Below are 2,119 nucleotides of genomic sequence, written 5' to 3' on the forward strand. Positions count from 1 at the left end.
CGCATTTTGTGCGAGAGTACTACGTCCTATTGTTGATGCCATTTTTTGTGGTTGCGTTATTCCAACTATTTGCCTGGTTGATTGATTGGCAGAAAGAATTATTGCGACCGGTTATGTTGTTGGTTATGATTGGCATTTTTGTCATACCGTTTTATGGAAATTCTTATATTAAAACGGCAACTCCGCGCGATGCCCATCAGCCATTTTTGGCACGCCATGGTCAGCCGACTGATCAAAGCGTACAAGAACGTTTTGCAGCGGATATGCATAAAAAATCAAAGCACCCAAGTATCTTGATGGTTAATTCATTAGATTCCGGGTTCTTCTTAGCTGCCGATACTCATCCAGTGACGCGATACTTCCACTTAATGAACATGACGTATGATGAGTTCCCTGAAATGTATACTTCATTTTCAGATACAATGACGCATCGACGTGTCCAATATGTTGTGGTATTTGTACCTGGTAATCAGCCATTGGCGATTGATATGCGGAATGCTTTGAACGGGGTTCACCCGTACAACAAGGCACCATTGGTGAAAAATTACCGATTGATTGATACTGGCTATCAATTGTTGGCGGGTAAGCCCAAGAATTGGGCGTTGTTTGAATTGAAATAGTTTTAAAAAGCACGAGAGAATGGTTCGCTCGTGCTTTTTTGTTGCACTTTCGCAACAAATATTTTTGTGTGTTAGAACTTTTACTAACCACTTATCAAAAAAATAGGCGTAAACTTTTTAAGTTAAATATTTTATGGGAGATGAAGAAGGTTGAAGAGTCGTTTGAGTAAGTTAGCGATTATGGGTTTGACGATGGCGGGTGCAATTGCTTTTGGGCAAAGTAATGCATCAGTTTCAGCAGATGCAATCAAAGCACAATATCAAGGTAATTGGTTTGCGCACCAAAATGGGCGTTGGTACCATGTTAACGTGACAAAGAATCATGTGACGGGTACAGGATATACAGATTACGGGCGGACTCATACGTTTAATTTGAATCCAAATTTTACGGCATTTTGGAACGCCGGTGAGCATGGCTATTATTTAGGTGTCGGCAACTTATCATTCCAGTCAATGTATTTAGGGCTGAATGGTAACTTTACGACATTGAAATTGTTGGCGGGCCAAGATACAGGCACAACGATTTTTTATCGGTCAAAGGATGCGGCCTTAGGAAAGTATTTCACGGCGACGGTGCAACACATCGATGCCACGACCAAAAAGAAGATTGGTACGGATTGGCATGTGAAGTCCCCAGCTGCGGAAAATTGGTGGTTTGAGCCAGGCAATGGGTACCAATATTATCAGTTGCAAGGCTCGAAGCGCGTTAATTATAAGTTGAATAGTAACCGGACGTTCAAAATTTACTACAAGGCAACTTATCGTAAACTGACCATCAAGAACTACGATTTCGATACCGGCAAGTTAATTTCAACGCAGACGAAGATGGTTAAGGTTGGCACAACGCCACTGGTTAAGCCGGGAACCGTGAAGGGGTACCAAGCTTATTCAGCCGCCAAGTATGCGAAGCGGGTTAACTTGGATCAAACCATGTCAATGACCTATCGCAAGGCTGCCACGATTACGGTGAAGTACCAGGCGAACGAAGGAACGCAGTTGAATCCAAAGTGGACGGATATTGCGAATGCGAAGACTTATACGAGTGTGATTGGTAAGCAGTTACATATTGCGCCAGTTCAGAATGGTGATTACATTATTCCAGCAGCACAAGACATCACTGTAACGGGCAACCGGACAATTGTTTTGAACTATCAGTTGAATAAGCAAGGTTATTTGAATAAGTACAATCAAGCGATTACGAACAAACATTTTGATGCAGCGCACACGACACAGTTGAAGGCTGCTACCAATATTTATTACGTGCAAATGAAGTCAGCCACGAGTGCATCGGCTCTTAAGAAGGCTTGGAACAACTTTAATGATGTGATGCAACATGTCACGGTGATGAATTTGAACGTGTATGATATAGAAGCTCGCGAAAGTGACGGGCGCCCACAATTTTCTGATCGGGTAACGTTGGCTAAGTCAGTGACGAATGATAACCAATTTACACAATCTAATTGGCGCTGATGTCAAGATTATGGACAGGTTTTTTCGGT

Annotated in this window: 2 protein-coding genes; both read left to right on the top strand. The window is 42.4% G+C overall.

What is annotated here, in order from left to right; translation table 11 throughout:
• The coding region (locus WEIDD23_RS00510) for a hypothetical protein (RefSeq protein ID WP_197458745.1) at nucleotides 1–620 on the top strand (620 nt) is incomplete at its 5' end.
• Between the two features lie 150 nt (nucleotides 621–770).
• Nucleotides 771–2,090: a hypothetical protein gene (locus tag WEIDD23_RS00515; RefSeq protein ID WP_062358643.1), complete on the top strand. Its 1,320-nt coding sequence runs from the start codon at nucleotides 771–773 to the stop codon at nucleotides 2,088–2,090.
• Nucleotides 2,091–2,119: the final 29 nt, after the last annotated feature.

Origin of the sequence: Weissella sp. DD23 (assembly GCF_001579105.1) — a bacterium.
GTDB lineage: Bacteria > Bacillota > Bacilli > Lactobacillales > Lactobacillaceae > Weissella > Weissella cibaria.